This is a genomic window from Paenibacillus marinisediminis (genome assembly GCF_054343325.1).
This window is the reverse complement of the sequence record NZ_JBTGUH010000051.1, coordinates 1-223: the sequence shown is the minus strand read 5'-3', so window position 1 is coordinate 223 and position 223 is coordinate 1. Positions and strand designations below refer to the sequence as shown.

Here is a 223-nt window from a genome sequence, read left to right as displayed (position 1 = left end):
CAACTCCACATCCTTTCCCACTTAACATACATTTAGGGGCCTTAGCTGATGGTCTGGGCTGTTTCCCTCTTGACAATGGATCTTAGCACTCACTGTCTGACTCCCGGATAATAAGTATATGGCATTCGGAGTTTGACTGAACTTGGTAACCCTTGGCGGGCCCCGCATCCAATCAGTGCTCTACCTCCACTACTCTTCTTTCCGAGGCTAGCCCTAAAGCTAT

1 rRNA gene is annotated in these 223 nt (G+C 48.9%); it reads right to left on the bottom strand.

From position 1 onward, the window contains the following. A 23S ribosomal RNA gene (locus ACXX53_RS23210) occupies window positions 1–223 on the bottom strand; the annotation flags it as partial.